General features: G+C 43.4%; 13 protein-coding genes and 1 riboswitch. Of the genes, 7 read left to right on the forward strand and 6 right to left on the reverse strand.

The window, feature by feature from the left end; genetic code table 11:
• Positions 1 to 89: 89 nt before the first annotated feature.
• From B1A98_RS00970 to B1A98_RS00990, 5 genes are all read left to right on the forward strand, one after another.
• Positions 90 to 332 (forward strand): YueH family protein, encoded by a 243-nt coding sequence (locus tag B1A98_RS00970; protein WP_063384147.1) that lies wholly within the window; start codon positions 90 to 92, stop codon positions 330 to 332.
• 92 nt (positions 333 to 424) lie between these two features.
• Complete coding sequence (locus B1A98_RS00975) at positions 425 to 2011, forward strand: peptide chain release factor 3 (protein WP_063384146.1); 1587 nt, start codon at positions 425 to 427, stop codon at positions 2009 to 2011.
• Between the two features lie 166 nt (positions 2012 to 2177).
• The gene (nhaC, locus tag B1A98_RS00980; protein WP_063384145.1) at positions 2178 to 3563 is read left to right on the forward strand and encodes a Na+/H+ antiporter NhaC; all 1386 of its coding nucleotides are present in this window, start codon (positions 2178 to 2180) and stop codon (positions 3561 to 3563) included.
• A 150-nt stretch (positions 3564 to 3713) separates the two neighbouring features.
• Positions 3714 to 6779, forward strand: coding sequence for an efflux RND transporter permease subunit (locus B1A98_RS00985; protein ID WP_063384144.1), 3066 nt, complete (start codon positions 3714 to 3716; stop codon positions 6777 to 6779).
• 72 nt (positions 6780 to 6851) lie between these two features.
• A riboswitch (yybP-ykoY riboswitch) is annotated at positions 6852 to 7014 on the forward strand.
• A gap of 41 nt (positions 7015 to 7055) precedes the next feature.
• Positions 7056 to 7832, forward strand: coding sequence for a TerC family protein (locus tag B1A98_RS00990; protein ID WP_041099636.1), 777 nt, complete (start codon positions 7056 to 7058; stop codon positions 7830 to 7832).
• A 61-nt stretch (positions 7833 to 7893) separates the two neighbouring features.
• Here B1A98_RS00990 and B1A98_RS00995 read toward each other — a convergent pair whose 3' ends face one another.
• The 5 genes from B1A98_RS00995 to B1A98_RS01015 form a co-directional block, all read right to left on the reverse strand.
• Positions 7894 to 8394: a C40 family peptidase gene (locus tag B1A98_RS00995; protein WP_063384143.1), complete on the reverse strand. Its 501-nt coding sequence runs from the start codon at positions 8392 to 8394 to the stop codon at positions 7894 to 7896.
• Between the two features lie 584 nt (positions 8395 to 8978).
• Positions 8979 to 10730: a B12-binding domain-containing radical SAM protein gene (locus B1A98_RS01000; protein ID WP_063384142.1), complete on the reverse strand. Its 1752-nt coding sequence runs from the start codon at positions 10728 to 10730 to the stop codon at positions 8979 to 8981.
• A 26-nt stretch (positions 10731 to 10756) separates the two neighbouring features.
• A complete protein-coding gene (locus B1A98_RS01005) occupies positions 10757 to 11776 on the reverse strand; it encodes an acyltransferase family protein (RefSeq protein ID WP_063384141.1) in 1020 nt (339 codons plus the stop codon).
• A gap of 175 nt (positions 11777 to 11951) precedes the next feature.
• Positions 11952 to 12386 carry a hypothetical protein gene (locus tag B1A98_RS01010; protein WP_063384140.1) on the reverse strand — a complete coding sequence of 145 codons (435 nt, stop codon included), beginning with the start codon at positions 12384 to 12386 and terminating at the stop codon, positions 11952 to 11954.
• Between the two features lie 211 nt (positions 12387 to 12597).
• On the reverse strand, positions 12598 to 14118 hold the full coding sequence (locus tag B1A98_RS01015; RefSeq protein ID WP_063384139.1) for a PAS domain-containing sensor histidine kinase: 1521 nt from the start codon (positions 14116 to 14118) through the stop codon (positions 12598 to 12600).
• Between the two features lie 168 nt (positions 14119 to 14286).
• On the opposite strand from B1A98_RS01015, the gene B1A98_RS01020 reads away from it, so the two are divergent.
• Positions 14287 to 15861, forward strand: a complete 1575-nt coding sequence (locus tag B1A98_RS01020; protein ID WP_256682621.1) for a bifunctional metallophosphatase/5'-nucleotidase — start codon at positions 14287 to 14289, stop codon at positions 15859 to 15861.
• A gap of 37 nt (positions 15862 to 15898) precedes the next feature.
• Positions 15899 to 17599 (forward strand): M3 family oligoendopeptidase, encoded by a 1701-nt coding sequence (locus B1A98_RS01025; RefSeq protein ID WP_063384291.1) that lies wholly within the window; start codon positions 15899 to 15901, stop codon positions 17597 to 17599.
• A gap of 381 nt (positions 17600 to 17980) precedes the next feature.
• On the opposite strand, the gene B1A98_RS01030 is transcribed toward B1A98_RS01025, so the two are convergent.
• The gene (locus B1A98_RS01030) at positions 17981 to 20128 is read right to left on the reverse strand and encodes an ATP-dependent Clp protease ATP-binding subunit (protein WP_063384138.1); all 2148 of its coding nucleotides are present in this window, start codon (positions 20126 to 20128) and stop codon (positions 17981 to 17983) included.
• Positions 20129 to 20140 lie beyond the last annotated feature (12 nt).

A 20140-nucleotide genomic window follows, 5' to 3' on the forward strand; every position in this document is an offset into this window, starting at 1 on the left:
ATGAAATCATGCGATTAACAACAGTCGGTTAGACTCATTCAATTGAGTATACCTATGTAAGCTATAGTCTTAAATAAGGGTGGTTAAACGTGAAAATTAGAAAAAGTTATGCAAACGGTGAAGAAACAAAGGTTTTCATCTATGAAAATAAAAAGGAGGAAGCGTTTGTTGTGGCTGTTCCTTCTATTGAATGGTCTAATTCCTTCACTTATGAAGAAACAGGAGAGCAGCTGCTCAAACGTCTGACGATTTCACTGAACGGCACAGCTCTTGAGGAACAGGCTGCTGCTGAACTGGCACAGCGTATCTATCAATGGACGTGCGAAATGTAATGGACGCAGAGTGCTTTTTCCGTTATATTAATTTCTTGTAGCAATGAAAACATCGTAGAACGGATTTTATTTTCGAAAGGATTGGCTGCCGTATGGCTTCATTAAAAGAAGAAGTTCTCTCAAGAAGAACATTTGCAATTATTTCCCACCCGGATGCCGGAAAAACGACATTAACAGAGAAGCTTCTCTTATTTGGAGGAGCGATCCGTGATGCCGGGACAGTAAAAGGGAAAAAAACCGGAAAGTTCGCTACATCTGACTGGATGGAAATTGAAAAGCAGCGCGGCATTTCCGTCACATCCTCTGTCATGCAGTTTCATTATCAAGATTGCCATGTCAATATTCTTGATACTCCCGGGCACGAAGACTTCAGTGAAGATACGTACCGGACTTTGATGGCTGTAGATAGTGCCGTTATGGTTGTTGATGCGGCAAAGGGGATTGAAGCGCAAACGAAGAAATTATTTAAAGTGTGTAAGATGAGAGGTATTCCGATCTTTACCTTCATTAATAAATTGGACCGTCAAGCAAAGCCGCCGCTTGAGCTGCTGGCAGAGCTTGAAGAGGTGCTTGGGATTGAATCCTATCCTATGAATTGGCCGATTGGGATGGGAAAAGAGTTTTTCGGCATCTATGACCGCTTTAATGCGCGAATTGAACAGTTCCGCACAGAAAATGCGGAAGACCGTTTTCTGCCGCTGGATGAAGAAGGCGGTTTAGCGGTGGAGCACGACATCAAAAAGTCGTCTTTATATGATCAGATGCTGGAAGAAATTATGCTTCTAGAGGAAGCTGGCAATGAATTCTCAAAAGAGAGAATTGCAGCCGGGGAGCTGACGCCTGTCTTCTTCGGCAGTGCGCTGACTAATTTCGGTGTCCAAACATTTTTGGAAACCTATTTGCAATTTGCTCCGCCTCCGCAGCCGCGCCAATCAGACAACGGGGAGGTTGACCCGACGAGCGAACAGTTTTCGGGATTTATTTTTAAAATCCAGGCAAATATGAATCCTGCCCACCGCGACCGGATTGCCTTTTTCCGTATTTGTTCCGGAAAGTTTGAAAGAGGCATGAGTGTTACGCTCACAAGAACAGGAAAAACTTCAAAGGTGTCACAGTCGACACAGTTCCTGGCAGATGACCGCAGCACGGTGAATGAAGCAGTCAGTGGCGACATCATCGGCTTGTACGATACAGGCAATTATCAAATTGGTGATACACTCGTCGGCGGAAAGCCTTTGTTCCAATATGAAAAGCTGCCGCAATTTGCTCCGGAGCTATTCGTTAAAGTGAGCGCTAAAAATGTCATGAAGCAAAAGAGCTTCCATAAAGGCATTGAGCAGCTGGTTCAGGAAGGGGCGATTCAGCTGTACAAAACGCTTCACACGGAAAGCTACATCCTTGGCGCCGTTGGCCAGCTGCAGTTTGAAGTATTTGAACACCGGATGAAGGGCGAATATAACTCAGAAGTCATTATGGAGCCAATGGGCTCGAAAATTGCCCGCTGGATTGAGAATGAAGAGGACGTGAAAGAAAACCTGTCCAATTCACGAAGCCTGCTCGTAAAAGACCGGCACGGGAAGCTCGTCTTCTTGTTTGAAAATGAGTTTGCGCTTCGCTGGTTCCAGGATAAAAATGAACGAATTAAACTTTATCATCCCTTAGATGAAACCCAGGAATAGTCTAAAAAACCAGCTTGTCCCCGAGGCAAGCTGGTTTTTTAAAAAATTATTATTTTTAAAAAATGATTGACAGTATAAGCAATGTCGTTAATAATGAATAAAGTTACTTCAACGCGGAAAAGCGTTCAAGCAAAAAAGTTGGGAACAATATTTTGAGGTGGACATCATGTTTAAAATTGAACCAAAAGCAAAGCCTTCTTTGCTGTCAGCGTTTATATTAACGGGAATGATTTTAGCTTTGATCAGCTTTTCAATTATAAAGCTCGAATCTGTACCGCATATTCCTATTTTGCTGTCTATTTTTGTCCTGCTGACATTTGGCGCTTTCAAAAAAATTCCTTTTAAAACGATGGAAGAGGGAATGATGGCGGGAGCGAAAAGCGGAATGGGCGCTGTTTTCATTTTCTTTTTGATCGGTGTGCTGATCAGCAGCTGGATGCTGTCAGGGACGATCCCGACGATGATTTACACAGCCTTCGGACTCGTTACTCCGAATTTTTTTTATAGCGTTGTTTTTCTTGTCGTTGCTATTGTCGGGCTTGGCATCGGCAGCTCCTTAACGACTGTAGCGACAATAGGAGTGGCGTTTATCGGGGTCAGTCAGGCCGTTGATGCGTCGGCAGCTATCACGGCTGGAGCTGTGGTGTCCGGTGCTTTCTTTGGCGACAAAATGTCTCCGCTCTCTGACACGACGAACCTGGCTGCATCTATTGTCGGCGTAGACTTATTTACACACATCCGCAATATGTGCTGGACGACGGTTCCGGCGTTTTTCATTACGCTCGTCTTGTTCGGCTTTATCTCGCCGGAAGTGGAACAAACGCAATTTCCGAAGATGGAAGCAATGAAAGCGACCTTGGAGAAGATGGACTTGATTCATTGGTATGCATGGCTGCCTCTTTTGCTGCTATTCTTGTTATCTATTAAAAAAGTGTCCCCTGTTGTCACGCTTTCTCTTAGTTCTGTTTTTGGCATATTGCTTTCTTTTGCCCATTCTGGAAAAACGCTTGCTGAAGTATGGGGCATTTTATTCTCGGGATTCGTTTCTGAAACAGGCAATGCAGAGGTTGATGCTTTGTTGACAAGGGGCGGACTGGACAGCATGATGTTTACTATTTCGCTTGTTCTGCTTTCTTTAGGTCTGGGCGGTTTATTATTTTCCCTTGGAATTGTTCCCCGTTTATTTGAAGCGATTGAACACCATTTAAGGAAGGCGGGCAGTACGGTAGCGGCAGCTGCTTTTTCTGCCATCGGCATTAACTTTATTATCGGTGAACAATATTTGTCGATTTTACTGACAGGCGAGGCCTTTCAGCGTCAATTTGAAAAAGTCGGCTTAGCAAGAAAGAATCTGGCAAGAACACTTGAAGATGCCGGTACAGTCATTAACCCTCTCGTTCCTTGGGGAGTATGCGGTGTATTTATAACGAAAATGCTGGGAGTGGCAACGATCGATTATTTGCCGTTTGCTTTTTTCTGTTTGCTGAGTCCGCTGCTGACCATTTTATACGGAATGACAGGATGGACATTAACAAAAAAAGAAGAAGCTTGATAAAGAAGAGCGCGCTGTGCGTTCTTCTTTTTGTCGTTTTTTAAAGCATGAGCTGTTCCTGTTTAAAAGTTGAACAGTCTATAATGGTAGACTATAGTTAAAGAGATCAATGATTAAAGAAGTGAACCAATAGATGAAAGGAGCTTTATTTTGAGAATCAGCAACTTTTCCATTAAGAGACCCGTCTTTACGACGGTTGTCATGTTTTTAGTTATTATTCTTGGCGTCGTCTCTTTATTAAAAATACCGTTAAAATTGATCCCAGATATTAACCCGCCAGTTGCTGTCGTCGTTACTTCTTATGAAGGAGCAAGCCCAGTAGAAATTACCGAAAAAGTAACAAAGCCTCTGGAAGAAAGCTTGTCAACCTTGCCTGGAATCAAAAACATTACGTCGACGACGAGGGAAGGCTCCAATTTAATTTTAATGGAATTTTCCTGGAGTACAAAGATTGATGACATTCAGCCGGATGTCCTTCAGCGGATTGACCGGACGCCTCTTCCAAAAGATGCGGCCAAGCCGCAATTTATGAAATTCGATCCTTCTCAATTCCCGATTATTCAGCTATCTCTCCAATCGGTTGGAAAAGAAGAGAATCTGCAGGAATTGGCTGATCAATTGGAAAAGGATCTAATGACCGTTGAAGGGGTTGCCAGCGTCAACGTATCCGGCACATTAGATGAGGAAATTGTGATTCAGCTGGATGAGAAAAAAATGAAGCAGTACAATTTAGCCCAATCGGATGTGGTTCAGCTCATTCAGGCGAATAACGTATCGCTTCCCGGCAGTCCTGTTGAATCTGACGGCATGTCGCTCACAACAAGAATTGTCAGTCAGCTGACTGATATAAAAGAAGTTAAAGACTTGGTGCTCACAGTTAATCCTCTAAATGGAGAGGAAATTACAATTGGCGATGTCGCGAATGTAGAAACCAAGCGAAAGGAAACGGGCAATTTCACAAGAGCAAATGAACAGCCCGCTGTTCTCTTAAGTGTTCTGCAGCAGGCAGATGCCAATACGGCGGAAGTGTCTAAGCAGTTTCAGAAAAAGCTTGATAAGCTGCTAAAGGAAAAGCGCTATGAAAGCATCCAGGCAGATATTTTATTTGACCAGGGAGATTATGTCCGTCTGGCCATTGGAAATATTGGCAGCTCTCTCCTGATAGGCGGAGTGCTGGCTATGCTGGTGCTGTTCGCTTTTTTAAGAAATGTCAGAAGCCCGCTCATTATCGGAGTAGCTATTCCTTACTCGGTAATTGTGACTTTTGTGCTCATGTATTTTGCTGATTTTGATTTAAATATTATGACCCTGGGAGCGCTTGCGTTAGGGATTGGTATGCTGGTGGACAATGCAATCGTGGTGATTGAGAATATTTACCGCCATCTGTCAATGGGAAAAGATTCCCGGCAGGCAGCCCGTGACGGCGCCAAGGAAGTAGGGGCAGCCATTACGGCTTCCACTTTAACAACGGTAGCGGTTTTTCTGCCCGTCGTTTTTATCTCGGGGATTCTTGGACAAATATTCAAGGAATTCGCTTTAACGATTTCTTTTAGCCTTGCTGCCTCTTTGGTGGTGGCCTTAACAGTCATTCCGATGATGGCCAGCAGGTGGCTCCGGCTTCCTGACTCGCAGAGACATGCCAAAAAAGAATCCGCAATTGCCCGACGCTATGAGTCCGCGATTCGCTGGTCGCTGCGCCATCGGCTGTTCGTTATTTTACTGTCAGGTGGACTGCTGATTGCCGGCGGATTAGGCTTGACGACTGTAGGCTCTCAATTCCTTCCTGCAACAGATGAAGGCTTCTTTAATATTGGAATGGAAGTAGAGCAAGGAACGTCCTTAAAGGAAACAGACAAAGTTGTAAAAGCGATCGAGAAAGAGCTTGGGAAGGAAAAAGATGTCGATGTGTACGTTAGCTTAATTGGATCTACACAGGAAGATTCTTTTAGAGGAACCGGCTCATCCAATAAAGCGGAGCTGTATGTCAAGCTCAAGCCGCTTGAAAACAGAAACCGTTCTGTTTTCGCATTCGTTGATGATGTAAAGCCGGAAATCGAGAAGGCCGCCCGCCTTGCTAACCGCACAGCGGAGGTGACCTTTAATATGCAGTCAGCCTCCGGCTCCAGTCCGCAAACGCTAACTTTTAATGTACGTGATATGAATCCGGACCGGCTTGACCGCGCTGTTAAAGAGGTAGAAAAAGCAGTAGCTGACATTGACGGCATTACAGAAGTCTCCACAAATAGAGAAGAAACGGTCAAAGAAATACAAATAAAAGTGAAGCGGGAGGAGGCACTGGCCGCCGGACTTGCTCCAGCTCAAATTGCCTCGGCGGTCAATGACGCGACTAGAGGAGTGCCTGCTACACAAATTATTAATAAAGATTCCGCTGTTCAGACGGTGGTAGTCCGCTATGATGAACAAGTGACCAAGAATATAGAGAAGCTGAAGAAATTACTCGTAAAAGCGCCGTCCGGGAACTTTTATCCGCTTGAGCAGCTGGCTGAGATTCGAGTGAAACAAGGTCCTGTCGTCATCCAGCGGATTAATCAGCAGGAAGCGGTGCAATTCACAACAAAATACACGTCTGCAACAAATTTAGGGGCTGTTTCCAAGAAGGTAGACGAAAAGCTTGCTTCGCTTGATTTGCCGGAAGAAACAACCGTGACATTTGGCGGCGACCGAGAATTGCTGGAAAGCTCTATCGACGATATGATTTTGGCATTAATTCTGGCTATCGTGCTGATTTATATTGTCATGGCTGCTCAATATGAGTCATTTAAATACCCGTTTGTCATTATGTTCACTGTTCCATTAATGGTAGTTGGTGTCGCACTTTCGCTTACGCTTACAAGGACGCCAATCAGCATACCGGCTGTTATCGGGGTCCTTATCCTTGCCGGCATTGTTGTCAATAACGCCATCGTGATCGTTGATTACATTATCCAAAGAAAACGAAGCGGACTCAGCAGTTATGAGGCGATTATTGAATCGGTTAAAGACCGGGCCCGCCCGATCTTAATGACTGCTTTAACAACCATTCTGGGCCTTGTTCCGCTGGCTATCGGCCTTGGCGGGGGAACCGAAATTAATCAGCCGATGGGGATTACTGTTATTGGCGGGCTGTTATCAAGCACGCTGCTCACGTTATTTGTTATTCCGGTTGTCTACAGCTTTTTCGATAAGGATACGAGAAAATTAAATAAAAAACAGTAAGTGAACAGAAAATGGTTTACAAGTTGTAAAGGAAGATTTATACTGGGTATACAAACAACAGAATCTTCAATGACTTAAGTCAAAGGGGAGTAGCGTTAGGTATTTTACCTAAAACAAAGTCGTCAATTCATGGACCACGTCCATCGGCTTTGTTGGCATGAGTGAAAGCATGTCCAGCAAGACCTTTGCCTATTTATAGGCAGAGGTCTTTTTTGTTGTTTAAATTTGATAAGTTTGGAGAAAAATACTAAAGGATTACAGGAGGAGACATTATTTATGGATGCAGCAATGTTATTGGAGTACGGCTGGGTACTGCTTGTACTAGTAGCCCTTGAGGGGATACTCGCCGCTGACAACGCGGTTGTCATGGCAGTAATGGTCAAGCATTTGCCGAAGGAAGAACAAAAGAAAGCATTATTTTACGGATTGCTTGGTGCATTTATTTTCCGCTTTATTGCTTTGTTTTTAATTACATTTTTAGTGAAGGTATGGCAGGTTCAAGCTATTGGAGCCCTTTACTTGTTTTTCATTTCATTTAACCATTTGTATAAGACATGGAAAAGCAGAGGGAAAACGGAAGAGGAAGAACTCAATGTTGAAGGATCGAAGGGTTCATCTTTTTGGGTAACTGTATTAAAAGTGGAAATTGCCGATATCGCTTTTGCGATTGATTCCATGCTTGCGGCTGTCGCTTTGGCTGTGACTCTTCAGCCGACCGGCTGGTTCCATATTGGGGGAATTGATGCCGGACAGTTTCTCGTGATGTTCCTTGGCGGGTTAATTGGTGTGATTATTATGCGTTTTGCCGCTACATGGTTTGTTAAATTGCTGCAAAACTATCCGTCTTTGGAAACAGCCGCATTTATGATTGTCGGCTGGGTTGGAGTAAAACTGGCTGTTTTTACTTTATCTCATCCGAAGGTTCACATTCTTGATGAGCATTTTCCTGAATCCACTCCATGGAAATTAACTTTCTGGATCGTGCTTATTGGCATTGCACTCGGCGGATATTTGTTTGCCAAAAAGCAAGGTCCCGCTAACGCAACTGAATAATAATGAGAAAACGAAAACAGCGCGGCGAATAGCCGCGCTGTTTTCTTGTGGAAGACCGATCTTATTTTACAACTCGTTTGGCGCCTACAAATTTTGTTTTCCAATAGCTGTTTTCCATGTCAATTACGGCTACACCATTTTTGGAAGACACGCCAATCATTTGGTTTTTACCTAAGTAAATGGCTACGAAGCTGATATGATTGCCTTTTTTGCCAGTTGTATTATAAAAAACTAAATCGCCCTTATTTAATTTATCTTTTGCTACCGCAGTACCTGCTTTATACATATCTGCAGAGCTGCGGGGTAATTTCACGCCATGCTTCCCGAATACATGCTGAACGTAGCCGGAAGCGTCAAAGCCTTTAACTGTTGTGCCGCCAGCTTTGTAAGGCGTGCCTTTGAGTTTAAGAGCATAGTCAGTGATGTTTTTAATTTGTTGTGCAGGAGTCAGCTTTTGCACAGTCTGCTTAGCCGGTGCGGCAGGCGTTGCCGCCAAAGCAGATGTTCCTGCAGAGCATACCATCATGGTTGCTAATCCTAATCCAACTAGCTGTTTTTTCATTGTAATTCCCCCTGTGAATAAAATTTGTGCAGATAGCTTGGAGCCATTTTTCCTTCTGTTGTTGTAAGGGAGGCTTCTTTTTTTTATAGCATCTGGTCCAGAAAAGCTTGTTCTTTAATAGAAAAATAAACAAACAAGGTTCGTTCAAATAATAGATTTCTTTTAGAATTATCAGCTTGATCAGCCAATTAATTATTTCCCAGAAAATAACGAGACGGCTTTTTCGTATATGGCAATGGATGCACATAGCTTGATAGAATAAAGTCGTTTAGACGTTGTCAAGTCTGAGATGGAACAAAGCTCTCAACCGGATTATGCCCGTACAAGGTCATTAACAGAAAGAGAAGAGGCAGCCAAATTATCCTTGATTTTGAATCATATCCTGTATCTTTTTCTAGAAATAGCCTCCTAGACTTATGATAGCTATATTTTGGTAAAAATCAAGAGATATAGCAAAGTTTCATAAGAGAATTTGCCCTCTATCGTGTGGAAAGCGAAGAGCCTGGAAGAGGAATGAACGCTTCTCATTCACCAGCATAATAAAAAGCCGATACGTCTATCGGCTTTTTGGGGAAATCAGGTAATCAAGTTGCGCTGATTGATAGTTCATTTTCCATGAAAAAAATCGAAGGATGTCCGGTTGCCGGCTCAAAATAAGCAATGAGATAGGCTGGATGCTTCACCCAGTGTCCGTTTGAACGCGTCATGGTTAACGGCTCAATCATCGTATGCTTGTACACTTCTCGTTCATTTAACCCCAAACCAGCGAATTCAGAGCCGAGAAGAAGAGGATTTTGCAAGATTTTCTGATATAAAGCCGAACGTTCTTGTTTTTCAAGAGAAGGTGACCACCAAGGCTTCCGCGGTTTATAGCGCTGATTCATTAAATAATCATATTTCATTATGCTTTCAACCTCTGCATAGCGGGCAGGATGAGTGGCAAGCAAAAATTCTTGAAGCCGTTTGAACAAATCCTCTAACTGATGGCCAATTCGTCCCCAGCCTTCTTTCTCCCAGTAACTTCCAAAAGATTGGAAGAAATCAAAAGGTGTCTCAAAGAAATGAGTCACGAGGTATTCAACCGTTTCATTCATGCGGTGGTCATTCCAGTATTTCTCAAGCACGTCTTCAACCTGCTTAATTCTAACGATATCATCAAATGATAATAGATTATTGCCTAGAATTTCATAGGGCGCATGATCCATATAAATGTAATCATGTTCAGCAGCCCGAATACGCAGGCCTGTGCCGCGCAGCATTTTTAAAAAGCCTAGCTGCAGCTCTTCCGGACGGAGAGCAAATACATCGTTAAACGTTTTCCGGAAAGAATGATAGTTTTCTTCAGGCAAACCGGCGATTAAATCAAGATGCTGATCAATTTTTCCGCCTTCTTTAACCATTGTCACCGTACGAACGAGCTTTGACCAATTTTGCTTGCGCATGACAAGCTCATTGGTCGTATCATTTGTGGATTGTACACCGATCTCGAAGCGAAACAACCCCTTGGGTGCATGCTGATTAAGGAATTCGATGACTTCAGGTCTCATAATGTCCGCGGTAATTTCAAATTGAAAGACAGTTCCAGGAACATGCTCATCAATAAGAAATTGAAACATCTCCATGGCATAGCTCCGGCTAATATTAAATGTCCGGTCGACAAACTTAATCGTTCTGGCCCCATTTGCCATTAAATAGCGAATGTCCTCTTTAATCGCCTCACGGTTAAAGTAGCGGACGCCCACTTCAATAGAGGAGAGGCAGAACTGGCACCGGAACGGACAGCCCCGGCTCGTTTCGATGTAAGTGATCCGCTTGGATAGTTCAGCTTGATCTTCCTCGAACCGAAACGGTGAAGGCAAATGGCGCAAGTCTAATTTGTTTCGCTGAGGGTTGATCTTCGGTTTTCCATTTTCCAAATACCCGATGCCGCTCACCTTGCTCCAGTCTTGCTGGCCCTCGATTTCGTCCAGCAGCTGTTTGAACGTTTCTTCGCCTTCGCCAATGACGATGAAATCTGCTTCAGGCACTCGCTCAAGCCAATAAGGCACGTCGTACGTCACTTCAGGACCGCCGAGGACAATCCGTGTATGAGGAAGCACCTTTTTCATCATTTTAATAACGGCAATGGTTTCTTCAATATTCCAAATATAGCAGCTGAATCCTAAGATGTCCGGCTGTCGTTTATAAAGATCGGTGACGATGTTAATCGCAGGATCTTTAATCGTATATTCCGCCAGTTCTACGTGATAATCCGGTTCGGCAAAAGCTTTTAAATAGCGGATGGCCAAATTTGTATGAATGTATTTAGCGTTTAATGTGCTGAGAACGACGTTCATGAATAAGATTCTCCTTATAGCTTTTCTTAAATATTGCCTTGTTCATATTTACTGGAAAATATTTTTTTCAGCTTCGACCATCTTGTCTCAATAAAGGGCTGTGCCACAGTTGTAACGACAGTGGAAGAGAGGAACATGGTTAAAAATAATGAGACAACTAACAGCAGGAAAATAGATTCTGCTGAGTCCTTCACTTCGCTTTCACGGAATGTTTTAATAACAAAGCCGTGCAGCAAGTACACGTAGAGTGTATTTCTTCCCCAATCAGTAAAGAAGAACTTCTTCTTCGGCACAAAAGCGAAAAAGGCGGCAATCATCATAAAGCTTACCACATAAATGCCGGTCCGATAGAGCATTCCTGTCATATTAGAGCTTTCTAAATCGGCAAAAGAGAAAGAACCGAGCAGCCATCTCTGATCGAATTCAGGAAAAGAGAGGGCGATAAGGAAAATTGCCAGTGCTCCGACCAATAAGGACAGGCGGACGGTTTTATGAGCGAGCAAGTTGAAATGCTCCTTTTTCAGGTAATACCCGATTAAAAAGAATGGGAAAAAAATAAATGTGCGCGCAATGCTCAGTATATCCAGCTGGGCATCAATGCAGCCAATAGCAATTCCAATGGCAAATGAAACAGTGATCAATACAGCAGGCTTTAACTTCAGCCATTTAACGGAGATGACGAGCAGCAGGTTCCAAAAGAACAAGCTGAGCAGAAACCACAGCGACCAATGAGGAACAAGCAGATCTAAGTGCAATGCTTCATCTTCGTATAGGTAAAAGTAAAAAAAGGAATAGATCACTTGGAAAATAAAAAAAGGCAGCAAAATTTTTTGGGCAGTCTTTTTGACATATCCTTTTTTATAGAAGCCCTTTGCGAAAAACCCCGATACTAAAATAAACCCTGGCATGTGAAACAAGTAAATGGTTGTATACAAAGCAAAGATGACAGGGTTATCCCCGATATATGAGCGAATAAAATGGCCGAACACAACAAAAACAATTAAAATAAATTTTGCGTTATCAAAATAATAATCTCTTTTTGACATAAACCTCACCTGATTAAAAGTATTAGGTAGCCACCAGCTGCAATATCATTTCGAACACAACATAGCATTATACAGGAAAACCTTTTAAATCGCCATTGTACAAAAAAAGGCAGCCCGGCTGCATGACAAGAAACGAGCAGGGGATGTTTCTCTGTTTATGAAAAAACGCCGGCTGTCACGCCTGGCGTTTTAAGTTTTCTTTTATATCGAAGCGGTCTTCAAGTTGAATCGATAAACGGATCGCTTCGTGATAAATATCGGTTTTTATTCCATTAATGGATTGAGATTTTTTACTAGTCTCCAGCAAGCGGTCGAACAATTCTACAACAAGCGGAGAGTAGGCGAGCCATTTTTTAAATTGGCGTGCTTCTCTTTCCAGTTTTGCAGTAAAGATTTCGATTTCCGTATAAGTTGAGTGCATAGCTGTTAGTGAAAACGCATAAACAGCGGCAATGGTGCGAATGAAAGGCTCTGACGAATGCTTGATGAGTTTTTTAGCTTCATCAAGGGAGGCAATCAGCCTATATGCTCCGATTGATGGGTCATATACGTGCAAAGAGCAATTGTTGGTCCATTCCAGTGCCGCTTCCTTCCATATTGTCTGAGCCATGTTTCTTTCTCCTTTATCTCTCTGGTTGTTAATCTGAAGGCGATATCCTCATGTTATATAACCGGTTTCAGGGGAAGGTAAACATCCAAATCGCTTAAATGCTGATGTTTAGCATATGAAAACAAGGCCGACTAATTAAAAGCCTGCTGCAAACGGGCAAGCGTTTACGGCAGGCTTAGGCAGAAGGAGCTATTTTCATTGAAGACCATTCTTATTCGGCCGGCTGATCAGTTTGAAGAGGGAGGGTGATGTTAACGACAGTGCCAAAACCTGACTCGCTCTCTACTTCAATCGTCCCGCCAAATGACTCGATAATCCTCTTGCAGACAACAAGCCCAAGTCCTGTTCCATCTTCTTTCGAAGTAAAGAACGGCTTGAAAATTAAGCGGAGATCCTCTTTCGTAATGCCGGGACCGGTATCAGCAATGGTAATATAACAATTTTCTTTCCCTTTTAGAACCGTCAAGCTCAGCTGTCCTCCCTTAGACATCGCTTCAAAAGCATTCTTTGTCAGGTTCAAGAGAACTTGTTTCATTTGATCCGTATTTGTGCGAACCCATATTTCTTGTTCGGGAAGAGTCAGTTCATATTCAATTGAGTATAGATTTGCTTCCGAACGAATCAGCGGGCTTAAATCAAAAATAATTTCTCTCATGTCTACCGTGTGAATTTTTTGGGCAGTCGGCTTCCCTAAGATTAAAAACTCACTGACAATCTGATTAATGCGTGCAATCTCTTTGTTAATGACATCAAAATAAAATTCATCCTCAGGGTGATGATATTTTTCATTCAGCAGCTGGACTAATCCTTTAATGCCTGTAAGCGGATTGCGGATTTCGTGAGCCGTGCTTGCGGCCAGCGTTCCAATCAGCTCAAGCTTTTGGGCTTCCTGCTGCATTCGTTCCAATTTAGTCTGCCTTTTCAACATCATATACTTCACAAGTAAGAAGATAATATGAAGAAGGACTACGATTGCTATGCCAAAGAGTGCTGTAAGGGGAAACAGATGCTTTTGGTTAGATTCGCTGGTTGTCACAATTAAATTCCAAGGAAGCTGAGCAAGAGGGTATTCGACAGTTTGGACGCTAGTCTCGTCGCCGAGTTTTTCATTAATCGAAAAAATCGGTATTTGTTTGGCGTTCTCAATCGACATGGAATACTCCGGGGTCAGCATTCTCATAAGGTTCTTTATGTAATCTAACCGGATGTGGGAGACGAGAATGGCTTCAACATGCTCATCTTTCATTACCGGCGTAGCGACGGCGATGACAGGCTGGTTATTGGATAAGGTCTCTGCTTCACTTGAAACAGCGATGTCCTTTGTTAGCAGTGCTTCTTTAATGTAGGGCTTGTTTCTGAGATTATACTGCTTCAATAAATCATTGGTTCCGGTGAGTAAGTTCCCTTCAAAGTCGAGGATATAAATTCCTCCGTAACGCGGATCTTTTCCAGCCATTCTTTTTAGAATAGTCTGGACTTTGTTTGGAGAAGCTTTTTTCTGATCTAAGTTGTGTACTTCTTCTTCTATGCTGACAGCAAGAATATCCATGCTGACTTTCGTTTCGTTAATAAATTGATCCAATTGGTTCCGATGAAGAGTGGCTGCCCATTCTAATTTTTTGCGATGCTGCTCCGTTGCACGTTCGTCTAGAAAATGGTAACAACCAACAATAGATAGAATCATGGGGAGTACAACAATAAAAAAATATATCCATCGTTCACGTTTGTTCATTCAGTTTCGTCCCTTTAAGAAATTCATTGCTGTTTCATTATAGCAAACTATTCGTATTTTCTCCCCCTTATATAGCGGAAAATTTTTAAGAGGCCTGCTCTTTCAAAATGGCGGAAAAACGTGTAAGTTGAATAAAAGAATAAATAATTGGCATAGGGGGGAGAAAAAGTGAAAAAAATCCAATTGAAAATTCTTGAGACGAGTGACATGCATGGAGCGATTTTTCCTCTTCATTATGGAACAAATCAACCGGCTGCCCATGGGCTTGCCCGCCTGTCTACTGCCATAAAAAAAATACAGGAAGAGAATGACCATCTTCTATTAATCGATAACGGGGATTTCTTGCAAGGTACGCCATTGGCAAGTTTTTATTTCCGCTCCTTACGGCAGGATGTTCATCCGATGATAAAAGCAATGAACGATCTTCCGTATGATGCCGCTGTTCTGGGCAATCATGAATTCAATTACGGGTTAGCGATTTTAAACAAGGCAGCTACAGATGCCCGATTTCCTTTTTTAAGTGCAAACATTTTAGATAAAAGAACGGGAAAGCCGTATTTTGGACGTCCGTATATAATTAAGCATTTTGCTTCCGGCATAAAGGCCGCCGTGCTTGGGGTAACTACTGGATATATCCCAAACTGGGAGAAGCCGGACCATATTCGCGGATTGGCCTTCGACGATGCTGTCGCCGCCGTGGCGGAATGGGTGCCTTACATTAAGAAAACAGAAAAGCCGGACATAATGATTGTTTCTTATCATGGCGGATTTGAGATGGATCTTTCCAGCAAGAGACAGATAGAAGCCAGAGAAAAAGGGGAAAATCAGGCTTACCGCATTTGCACAGAGATAGAGGGGATCGATGTTTTGCTAACCGGGCACCAGCATCGAATCGCCGCAGAATTTGTAAATGGCGTTGCTGTCGTTCAGCCAGGATTCAGCGGAGCGGCAATCGCACAGGTCACCGCGGAATTTCATGTATCAGCTGGAGCTATAAAATTAGCAGATTTATCTGTCGGCGTCTTGGAAGCCAAGGAATTTGAAGCGGACGAGGCACTTCTTCAGCTAGTTGAAAAAGAAGAGCGGCAAACACAGCAATGGCTTGATGAGGTTATTGGCACAATAGAAGGAAGCATGAAAATTGAAGATCCTTTTAGAGCGCGTCTTAAAGAGCATCCGCTGATTGAATTGATCAACCGGGTGCAAATGGAAGCGTCTCAGACAGACATTTCCTGCACGTCACTCTTTTATAATGAGGCGGGCGGTCTTCCTTCCCAGGTGACGATGCGGGATATTGTTTCCAACTATATTTACCCCAATTCGCTGGCTGTTATTGAAATTACCGGTGCCGAAATGAAGGAAGCGCTGGAACGTTCTGCTTCTTACTTCAGGCTGCTTCCGGATCAAACGGTTGGCGTCAGTCCGAGGTTCTCATATCCGAAGCCGCAGCATTATAATTATGATATGTGGGAAGGAATTCAGTATACGATCAATGTCCATAAGGCGCCGGGCAGCCGTGTCGAGAAAATAATTTACCGTGGAAAGCCGGTACAAGCAGACGGTTTGTACCAAGTGGTGATGAATAATTACCGTGCAGGAGGCGGCGGGGATTATTCAATGTTCAAAGGAAAAACAATCATCAAGGAAATCCAAACTGATATGGCGGAACTGCTTGCTGACTACATAAGGAGGCACGGTGTGGTCAAGGCGGAAACGAACCAAAATTGGAAGGTTGTTTATTGAGCGCCTGCATGCTAAAGAAGAGAAGGGAGAACTGATGATGAAATTTAGTGAATATTCTTATGCCCGTCCAGATATCGATGGGGCTGAAAACGAGTTGAATAAAAAACTGCAGCAGTTTAAGGAAGCGGATAGTGTAGAAAAACAGGTAGAGGCACTAAATAAAATGAATGAGATCCGCAATCGCATCAGCACAATGATGGACCTGTGTCATATTAGGCATACAATCGACACAACGGATTCATTTTACAAACAAGAGCAGGATTATATGGATGCCGTATCCCCAAGAATGGAGGGAATCTCTTCGCGGATGAATGAAGCGCTCTTAGCTTCTCCGTTTCGGCCTGAGCTTGAAAAACTGTTTGGCAAGCAGCTGTTTCTTTTAGCTGAAGCCCAAGTGAAAACTTTCTCGAAGGAAGTGCTGCCGCTTCTTGAAAAGGAAAATAAGCTGGCTTCACAGTATACGCAGCTCGTGGCCTCCGCTCAAATTGAATTTCAAGGGAAGACGCTGACACTTGCACAAATTGAGCCTTATACAGAATCATCGGATCGCTCCACGCGCAAAAAGGCGACAGAAGCCCGTTTTGCTTTTTTTGCCGAACATGAAGAACGATTTGATGCTATTTACGATGAGCTGGTGAAGGTCCGGACGGAAATCGCCCGCAAGCTGGGCTTTCAAAACTTTGTAGAGCTAGGCTATGCCCGCTTGAATCGAGTCGATTATCAGGCGGAGATGGTGAAGGGGTATAGGGAGCAGATAAAAAAATTCATCGTTCCGCTTGCCAATAAATTAAGAAAAGCCCAAGCTCAACGAATTGGGCTGGAAAAACTCAAATTTTATGATGAAGGCTACCAATTTACAACGGGCAATGCGAAGCCAAAAGGAGAGGCTGACTGGATCATCCAGAAGGGACAGCAAATGTATAAAGAGCTTTCTAAGGAAACGAATGAGTTTTTTCAGTTCATGCTGGATCATGAGCTAATGGACCTTACAGCCAAAGCAGGAAAAGCGGGAGGGGGCTATTGCACATATATGTCCGATTATCGCTCCCCGTTTATTTTCTCTAATTTTAATGGGACGTCAGGGGATATTGACGTGTTAACCCATGAAGCGGGACATGCCTTTCAGGTCTATTCAAGCCGCGGATTTACTGTGCCGGAATATTTATGGCCGACGTATGAAGCGTGTGAAATTCATTCGATGAGCATGGAATTTTTCACTTGGCCATGGATGAAGCTGTTCTTTAAAGAGGAGACCGATAAATATCAATATGCGCATTTGAGTGAAGCGGTTTTGTTCCTTCCTTATGGAGCAGCGGTTGATGAGTTCCAGCACCGGGTATATGAGGAGCCGGATTTAACGCCTGCAGAAAGAAAAGCCGTTTGGAAGGAGATCGAGAAGGCATATTTACCGCATCGCGATTATGATGGCATGTCTTATTTGGAAGCAGGCGGCTTTTGGCAGCGTCAAGGGCATATTTATGAAGTGCCGTTTTATTATATCGATTATACACTTGCCCAAGTCTGTGCATTGCAGTTCTGGAAAAGAATGCAGGAGGATAGAGAACAAGCTTGGGAAGATTACATGAAAATTTGCCGGGTCGGAGGTAGCAGGTCTTTTACAGAAATTGTTGAGCTTGCCCGGTTAACTTCACCGTTTGAAGACGGGTGTATGGAGAAGGTTCTGGAGCCTATTGAGCAATGGCTTGACCAGGCGGGAAGCCGCTTAAAGGACCAATAAGAAAAAAGCGTCTGATCGTTTCAGACGCTTTTTTCTTGTGGATGGAGGCGGTTGATGTCCTTTCCAAGCAGGCGGGAGTATCTTCTGTCCTCCTCATCTTGCAGGAGTCTTTGCGTCTTCCGTTTCAATCAACAGAGTGGATAAAGTGAAGGCAGCCGTATAACCGTACTGGTTTTAAAATCAGTACAGACGATGCTTGCTTTCGGTGCCATGCATCTCAAGGAAATGGCCTGAATAATCGAATGGGAGAGATTTATTGTTCTCGCAGAGGCTCGGCTCGACATCCACTTGAAAAAACAGAAAAGGGGCCGGAATGATTTCATTCCGCCCCCCTTTTGTCGACAAGCTGAAGTTTTTGATATTTTCAGGTGCTTTTGCTATTTAAGCTGCAACAATACAAACTTCCTTGTCTTTCATTATTGCTTTTAATTGTTTCGTTTCCGGATGATCCAAGATAAAGTCGGCGATGCCGTCTTCAAGCTTTTCTTGAATCACGCGGCGGAGCGGGCGAGCACCAAATTCCGGATGGTAGCCAAGTTCACTTAGCCGCTCCTTAACCTCATCTGTCACATCAAGAGTCATTGACTGTTCTCTAAGAGTGACATTCAATTCTTCGAGCATTAATTCAACAATTCGCTGCAAGTCTGCTTTTTTAAGAGATTTAAATTCGATGATATTGTCAAAGCGGTTCAAGAATTCCGGTTTAAAGAAGCTGCCGAGTGAATCTAAAATAGAGCTTTCTTTTACCGCATTATTTTTCTCAAAGCCGACAGTAATTGTCTTGCTGGATGTTCCGGCATTGCTTGTCATAATGATGACAGTGTCTTTAAAGCTGACTGTCCGGCCTTGGCTGTCAGTCAGGCGGCCGTCTTCGAGGATTTGCAGGAACATATGCTGCACATCCGGATGAGCTTTCTCAATTTCATCAAGCAAAATAATGCTGTATGGATTGCGCCGCACTTTTTCTGTCAACTGTCCGGCTTCTTCATGGCCGACATATCCCGGAGGAGAACCGATTAATTTAGAAACACTATGTTTCTCCATGAATTCACTCATATCCAGACGAATCATGGCATCTTTGGAACCGAATAATTCCTCGGCCAGTGATTTAGTCAGCTCTGTTTTACCGACGCCAGTCGGACCGACGAATAAGAAGGAGCCGATTGGGCGGGTTTTGGATTTCAATCCGGCCCGGCTGCGGCGAATCGCTTTTGCCACTTTTTGCACAGCCTCAGCTTGTCCAATCACTTTTTTTGCTAAGTTGTCTTCCAAATGTTTCATGGCTTGTTGTTCATCTTCTTGAAGTTTGCCGACAGGAATGCCTGTTTTTTCTTCAATTAATTGCTGAATATGTTCCACTGTCACAACTGGACGCTCGGCTGCTTCAGATGTACCTTGCAACTTTTCCTCTAAAACGGCTTCTTCATCACGCAATTTCGCTGCTTTTTCATAATTTTCCTGCTGCAAGGCAGCCTCTTTTTCTTTAGCAATGTTAGCCAGGCGCTCATGAATTGATTCTTTATCCTGTGTATCGATCGTTAAGTTTAATTTGGAGCCGGCCTCATCGAGCAAGTCAATCGCTTTATCCGGCAAGAAACGGTCCTGAATATAACGATGGGACAGTTTTGCACAAGCTTCAAGCGCTTCTTTTGTAAACGTTACCTCATGGAAATCTTCATAACGCTTTTGCAGCCCCAGCAAAATTTGCATCGTTGCTTCAACGGTCGGTTCGCTTACTTGAACTGGCTGGAAGCGTCGTTCTAGTGCAGCATCCTTCTCAATTTGGCGATATTCTTTCAAAGTAGTCGCACCGATCAATTGCAGTTCGCCGCGGGCAAGCGCCGGTTTTAAAATATTGCTGGCATCCATGGAGCCTTCGGCAGATCCGGCGCCAACGATTAAGTGAATTTCGTCAATAAAGAGCAAAATATTTTTCCGGCGCTGTAATTCCGCGATCAGCTGCTTCATTCTTTCTTCGAATTGTCCACGGATCCCTGTGTTAGCTACAAGAGAGGCTACGTCTAATAAATAGACCTCTTTTTCTTTTAATTTAGCGGGCACATCGCCTTCTGCGATTTTTAAAGCCAAACCTTCCGCGATGGCTGTTTTACCTGTACCAGGTTCCCCGATAAGCACCGGATTATTTTTGTTTCGGCGGTTCAGTACTTCGATAATGCGGCTAATTTCTTTTTCCCGTCCAATCACTGGATCAATCAAGCCGGCTCTCGCCATATTTGTTAAATTGCGGCCAAATTGGTCAAGAAATCCGTTGCCGCCGCCGTTATTTTGCTTCGGTTCTAGATGAGGCGGCTGAGAAGCTTGGTTGTTCATAGGAGAAAATCCAAAACCTTTCATTAAATCGTCAAAAGGAAAGCCTCCAAATTGCTGGAAGTTCATCGCATCATCTCCCATTTGCTTTTTATTTTTTTGGTAACAGCTAGAGCATAAGTAAAGCTGTGTTGTTTTTCCGTTAATATTCATGCGGAATTGGACATTGGCTTGATGTTGCTGGCACTTTTGACACAACATACACTTCATTCC

The sequence above is a fragment of the Pseudobacillus badius genome (assembly GCF_002189605.1).
Classification (GTDB): domain Bacteria; phylum Bacillota; class Bacilli; order Bacillales; family Domibacillaceae; genus Pseudobacillus; species Pseudobacillus badius.